Annotated in this window: 7 protein-coding genes; 2 read left to right on the top strand and 5 right to left on the bottom strand. The window is 69.2% G+C overall.

Features of this window, described 5'->3' with window-relative positions; all coding sequences use genetic code 11:
• Positions 1-131 precede the first annotated feature (131 nt).
• The 4 genes from WBA11_RS15345 to trkA all read right to left on the bottom strand — a co-directional run bounded on the left by WBA11_RS15345 (position 132) and on the right by trkA (position 4,628).
• Entirely contained in the window at positions 132-728 is a 597-nt protein-coding gene (locus WBA11_RS15345) for a superoxide dismutase family protein (protein WP_424521536.1), read from the bottom strand.
• A gap of 86 nt (positions 729-814) precedes the next feature.
• The gene (locus WBA11_RS15350) at positions 815-1,165 is read right to left on the bottom strand and encodes an MmcQ/YjbR family DNA-binding protein (protein WP_424521537.1); all 351 of its coding nucleotides are present in this window, start codon (positions 1,163-1,165) and stop codon (positions 815-817) included.
• A 349-nt stretch (positions 1,166-1,514) separates the two neighbouring features.
• The gene (locus WBA11_RS15355) at positions 1,515-3,176 is read right to left on the bottom strand and encodes a TrkH family potassium uptake protein (protein ID WP_424521538.1); all 1,662 of its coding nucleotides are present in this window, start codon (positions 3,174-3,176) and stop codon (positions 1,515-1,517) included.
• An 84-nt stretch (positions 3,177-3,260) separates the two neighbouring features.
• The gene (trkA, locus tag WBA11_RS15360; protein WP_424521539.1) at positions 3,261-4,628 is read right to left on the bottom strand and encodes a Trk system potassium transporter TrkA; all 1,368 of its coding nucleotides are present in this window, start codon (positions 4,626-4,628) and stop codon (positions 3,261-3,263) included.
• 98 nt (positions 4,629-4,726) lie between these two features.
• Here trkA and yidD point away from each other — a divergent pair, with 98 nt between their 5' ends.
• Together yidD and WBA11_RS15370 are read left to right on the top strand one after the other, a co-directional pair.
• Complete coding sequence (gene yidD, locus WBA11_RS15365; protein ID WP_424521540.1) at positions 4,727-5,032, top strand: membrane protein insertion efficiency factor YidD; 306 nt, start codon at positions 4,727-4,729, stop codon at positions 5,030-5,032.
• A gap of 24 nt (positions 5,033-5,056) precedes the next feature.
• Positions 5,057-5,620: a MogA/MoaB family molybdenum cofactor biosynthesis protein gene (locus WBA11_RS15370; protein ID WP_424521541.1), complete on the top strand. Its 564-nt coding sequence runs from the start codon at positions 5,057-5,059 to the stop codon at positions 5,618-5,620.
• Positions 5,621-5,655: 35 nt separating this feature from the next.
• Here the strand turns inward: WBA11_RS15370 and WBA11_RS15375 are convergent.
• Positions 5,656-5,917 (bottom strand): hypothetical protein (locus tag WBA11_RS15375; protein ID WP_424521542.1); only part of this gene is annotated, 262 nt, incomplete at its 5' end.

The following is a 5,917-nucleotide window of genomic DNA, read 5'->3' on the forward strand; positions in this document are numbered from 1 at the left end:
CGCTCGGCCGTCGAGCAGGCGGCGAGAGAGAACGTCAGGAGGAGGATAGAGAGAGAGGATCGCATGGCGGGTGGAAGAGATGGACCCCTCCCACGTGCGCGGCCCGTCCCGAGATCACCCGTGTCGCGATCTCAGGACTCCTCGGATGCGGCCCCCGGTGCCTCCCCGACCATCGCGATCACGCCGCACCCGACGCGCGGCCCCGCGTCGCCGCTCGGCTGGCTCTCCAAGTCGTCCCGTCCACCGTGGACGATGAACCCCTTGCCCACGATCGAGGTCGGGCCACTAAACGCGAGGACGGAGTCGACGCGCGTGCCGATGGCGTTGCCGGAGGCGTCGCCCTCGATGTTGCCCAAGTCTCCGGCGTGCCGATCGGTGGCGGCCTCGCCGGGACCTCCGTGCTCACTAGAGAGAGGGTTGAAGTGCCCGCCCGCAGCGCCGGCCGGCGTCCCGGTCGAGTCCGTGCCGCAGTCGCCGTTCTGATGGACGTGGAACCCGTGCTCCCCGGGGGACAACCCGGCCAAGTTGTAGCGGATCTCGACGGCCTCGCCGAGGTCCACGAACTCGACCGTCCCGGACACACCGGACCCGTCGACCGCCCCGATCTCTGCGACGGCTCGGTCCGTCCTCGAGGGCGATGGCGCTTCGATGGCGCTGGCCGACGGCTCGGGGTCAGGTGCATCGGCGCAAGCGGCGAGGACGAGGGCGGACAGGAGGACGTAGCGCATGGTCGGGGGGTGAGGTCGGGGCGGTCAACGCCGGAGCGAGATCGCTGTTCACGGTCTATCGTGGTCGGCACGTCCTCGAGGACGTGCTACTCGAGCGTGGCGCGGGCGGCCTTGGTCAGCTTCGAGACGACCAGGTCGTACGAGTGGTCCGTCAGCTCGCGCACGACGCGGCCGGGCACGTCGCCTTGCAGCCCGACGGTGTTCCAGTGGACCTTGCTCATGTGGTAGCCCGGCTCGACGTCGGCGTACTCCTCTCGGAGTTGGACGGCGCGCTCGGGATCGCACTTGAGGTTGACGGTCGTCGGCACGCGCTCCAGGCTCATCAAGGCGAACATCTTGCCGGCGACCTTGAAGACCAGGGTGTCGTTGTCGAACGGGAACCCCTCGGTGACGCCGGGCTTGGCCAGGCAATGGTCGCGGAGCTCGTCGAGGTGCATGGCAGGCGTTGGGGGTTGGGAAGATGTGCGCGGGCCGACCTCGAGGACGCAGAATCGCTACAACTTCCCAGCCGCCGTAGAGACGCCACGCTGTGGCGTCTGCGTCCGACCTCGAGGTCCATCCCCCCTCCATATCCGGACGCGGCGCGTCGAGATCCCTCGGCTCCGCTCGGGATGACGTTGTCGGTGATGCTTTACGTTGCGCTCCGGCCTCGAGGTCGCGGCATACATAGAGACGCCCCGCGGGGCGTCTGTGCCGACTTCGAGGTCGCGTGAGCCAACGAGGCACAGCGGCACGTTCCGTCTCGATGCGTCATCCTCGAAGATGCAGGACCGACCTCGAGGACGACTACCGCCGCCAGAAAGCGGGTGTAAGGAGGAGCAGGACCGTAAAGATCTCCAGTCGTCCCGCCATCATCAAGAACGACAGGATCCACTTGCCGGCGACCGGTACGTGCGTGTAGTTCTCCGTCGGCCCCATCGCTCCGAACGCCGGCCCGACGTTGCCCACGCACGAGAACGTAGCGCTGAACGCGCTCCAGATGTCGAGCCCCAGAATCCCCATCAGCAGCGTCCCCAGACCGATCAGGCCGATGTAGAACACGATAAAGGAGAGCACGTTGCGGACGATGCTCTCCGGAATCACACGGTGGTCCAGCCGGATCGGCAGGATGGCCTGCGGGTGGACGAGTTGGCGCAGCTCGCGGAACGAGTTCTTCAGGATGAGCAGCACGCGCACGACCTTGACGCCGCCGCCCGTCGAGCCGGCCATCCCGCCGACGAAGAAGAGCGCAAACAACACGACCAGTGCGAGGGGCGGCCACACCTCGTAGTCGGCCGTGCCGAAGCCGGTCGTGGTGATGATCGCAGCGGCCTGGAAGGCGCCGTAGCGGAGCGAGTCCCAGAAGCTGTCGTAGCGGACGACCGTCCGACCGCGCTCTTCGCGGGATGCGAGCGCGTCCGCTTCAGCAGCACCCCCGCCGATGTCATCTCCGCCCACCCGGGCGGCGGCTTCGGTGTCCACGTCCTCGAGGACGGCTCCGTCCGACACGACGTCCTCGAAGACTCGCTGGGTTACCACCTGGCCGTCGAGCGTGACCGGCGCGGGGAGGAGGTCGCCGGTCGGCGTCCACAGGACCAGCGTCAGCAGCAGCGTCGCGCCCCCGACGATGCCGAAGTAGACCTTGAGCTCCTCGTTGTTCGTCGCCGCCCAGTCGCGGTGGAGCAGGCGGTAGTGGAGGGCGAAGTTCATGCCCGCCAGGATCATGAACACCGTGATGACCCCGTCGATGTAGGCGCTGTCGTACTGCCCGACGGAGCCGTTCTCCGTCGAGAAGCCGCCCGTCGCCAACGTCGCCATCGCGTGGTTGACGGCGTCAAAGAGGGACATGGCCGGCAGCAAGAGCACGACCTCGAGGACGGTCAGCGCGACGTAGATCGCCCACAGCCGCTTGGCCGTCTCCGTCACGCGCGGCGTCAGCTTGTCCGCCGACGGGCCGGGCACCTCGGCCTTGAACAACTGCATCCCGCCGACGCCCAAGAGCGGGAGCACCGCGATCGTAAGGACGACGACGCCCATCCCGCCGAGCCAGTGCGTCAGCGAGCGCCACAGCAGGAATGCATTGGGAACGGCCTCGATCGCGGGCGTATCCGCGCCGCCCAGGATGGTGGCGCCGGTCGTGGTGAACCCGCTCATGGTCTCGAAGAAGGCGTCCGAGAACTCCGCGAGCGTCCCCGACGCGACCCACGGGATCGCGCCGACGAGCGACAACACGAACCAGGCGAGCGCGACGATGGCGAACCCCTCACGGACGCGGATCTCACCGCTGGGCCGGAACAGCGCCCACAGCCCGGCTCCGACGACCATCGAGACCACGGCCGTAACGCCGAACGAGGTCCACGCCGCCTCGCCGTACGCCAGCCCCACGGCGGTCGGCGCCAGCAGCGCGACGCCGAGCGCCGCGATGAGCACGCCCAGGACTCCGGTGATCGCCTTCCAGTCGAAGATCACGGTGCGACCTCGAGGACGTGGACGGCGGGTGACCTCGAGGCCGCGTCAACCATCGAGGACGGAGAGATCGGCGGGGTCATCGCGCTAGGCACTGAACAGCGGTTCGACGTCCCCGACGCGCTCCGGCGTAGCGAACACCACCGCGCGCTGTCCGGGCTCGACTTGAGTCCGCCCAGTCGCGATCTCGACCCGCTTGCCGACGACCGCACCCAGCAGCACGCCCTTGGGGAGCTTTTGCTTTGCCAGAGGTGCCCGCGTGATCGGCGAGCCCGTGTCCGCCACCAGCTCCAGGATCTCGGCATCGAGGCCGTGGACGGTCGCGACGGAGCGGACGTGGGAGCCGCGCAAAAACCGGAGCACCTCGCGCGAGACGGCCAGCTTCTGGCTCACGGCCGCATCCAAGCCGATGGACTGCGAGATCGGGATGTAGGCGCTCTTGGACAACAGCGCGACGGTCTTGCGGACCTCGAGGTGCTTCGCCATCAAGCACGCGACCAGGTTCGACTCCTCGTCCGGCGTCACGGCGACCACGGCGTCGGTCTCGCCCAGCCCTTCGCGGGCCAGCAGGTCGATGTCAGCGGGGTCGCCGTGGATGACGAGGGCGCCCTCGAGGGTTTCTGCCAGGTACTCCGCACGCGAGCGGTCGGCCTCGACGATTTTGACCTGCATCGCGTTGCGGCGGCTCGTCGCCTGGAGCAGGCCGGCCGCGACGCGGGCGCCGACGTTCGTCCCGCCCAGGATCATGACGTGGCGGAGCCGGCCGGCCTCTTTGCCGAGCTGCCGTGCGACGTCGGAGACGCGGCCGGACTCGACCAAGACGAACACCTGGTCGTTGGGGAACAGCTTCTCGCGCCCCGACGGCACGATCGTACGGACGCCGCGCGAGATGCCCATCACGCGGAACGGCAACGAGGAGCGCCGGGCCAGGTCCTCGAGAGGGACACCCACGACCGGCGAGTCCTTCTCGATGCGGATGCCGACGAGTTGCACGCGCGCCGAGCAGAAGTCGACGACGTCGGTCGCGGCGGCGCGTCGCAGGAGCGCGACGATCTCGTTGGCCGTCGACTGCTCCGGGTGGATGATGTGGTCGATCCCGAAGTCCGCGAGCGTCAGGACCGAGCCCGGTCCGGTGACCTCGTCGCTGCGGACGCGGGCGATCGTGATGGTCTCCTCGCTCGACTTCCCAACCCGCTCGGCCAGCATCGACGCGACCAGGTTGACCTCGTCCACGTCGGTGACGGCGACCACGAGATCCGCGTCCTCGATGTGAGCTTCCCGCAGCGTCGCCGCGCTCGTACCAGATCCCACGACGGCCAGCACGTCGAGCGTGTCGCGTACGTGGTCGACCTTCTCGGGGTCGGTGTCGACGACCGTGACGTCGTGGCGTTGGAGCGACAGGAGCCGGGCCACGTCGTACCCGACGTCCCCAGCCCCGACGACAATGGCGCGCATGCGGGCCGGTGGGGGGCGTGGCGGAAGGTAGCGCCCTCGAGGACGGAATGAACCCGAGCGAGACGGGTCGGCGTAGGCGGGGCTCGCCCACAGCTCCTTTGACGACTCCGTCCTCTCCCGTCGCTCGCGCCATCTGGACCGCCCCGCGTTGGCTCCTGATCGGGCTGGTGCGGTTCTACCGAGGGGCGATCTCGCCTTGGCTCCCGTCGAGTTGCCGGTACACCCCGACGTGCTCTCAGTACGCGGTCCAGGCGCTCCAGCGCTACGGAGCGCTCCGCGGAAGCGTCCTGGCGATCTGGCGGATCGGGCGGTGCCACCCGTGGGGCGGGCACGGATACGACCCGCCGCGATGGTTCGGGGAAACCGATCCTGGGGACGGAACGGACGACGAGGGATCGGGGTGAGAGACGTCACCCACCGTGTCGCTCATGTCCGTCGCCGAACACCGCTCCCAAGCGGCTGACACGCCCGTCGCGTGTGCCGTCGTCACCGTCTCCGATACGCGCGACGAGACGACGGACCACAGCGGCAAGCACTTGACCGACGGGCTCCGGGACGCCGGGCACCTGGTCGAGTTCTACCGGATCGTGCCCGACGAGCCGGAGGCCATCCGAACGGTCCTGCTCCACCTCGCAGGCCGCGTCGAGGTCGTCATCACGACGGGCGGAACGGGCGTCGGACGCCGGGACCGGACGCCGGAGGTCGCGGACCGCTTGATCCAGAAGCCTCTGCCCGGGTTTGGCGAGCTGTTCCGAATGCTGTCGTTCCAAGAGATCGGCGCGGCCTCGATGCTGTCGCGGGCGACGGCTGGACTCTACGGCTTGGAGGACGGGGACCCCGAAACGCTGTTGTTCTGCTGCCCCGGCTCCGTCGACGCGGTGACGCTCGCGCTCGACCGGCTGATCCTGCCGGACCTGGCCCACGTCGTGCACCAGGTCGTGCGGCAGCCGGCTGGGGAGCCGGCCTCGAGGCCGGAGTTCCCCGTTGCCTAGCGCCCGCCTCGAGGTCGTCGAGGCGGAGCTTTCGTCTAGGCCCGGTCTTGGCGAGCCTCGATGGCCTCGTCGGCCTTGTCCGTCTGCGGGAGGCTGTCGCGCGAAGTCTCGCCGTACCAGCACGCCAGGGCCAGGGCCGTCGCGGTATCGGCGGCGTCGCCCAGGTCCACCGTCGCGCCGGTCGAGGACGCGACGCGGGCCGCGCGGACCTCGCCCTCGAGGGCGGCGGCGGTCGCCTCCGACATCGTGATCGGCTTCTCGACGACCTCGGTCGACACGTTGGCGGCGGAGCCGGAC

This window comes from Rubrivirga sp. (assembly GCF_049648075.1).
Taxonomy (GTDB): domain Bacteria; phylum Bacteroidota; class Rhodothermia; order Rhodothermales; family Rubricoccaceae; genus Rubrivirga.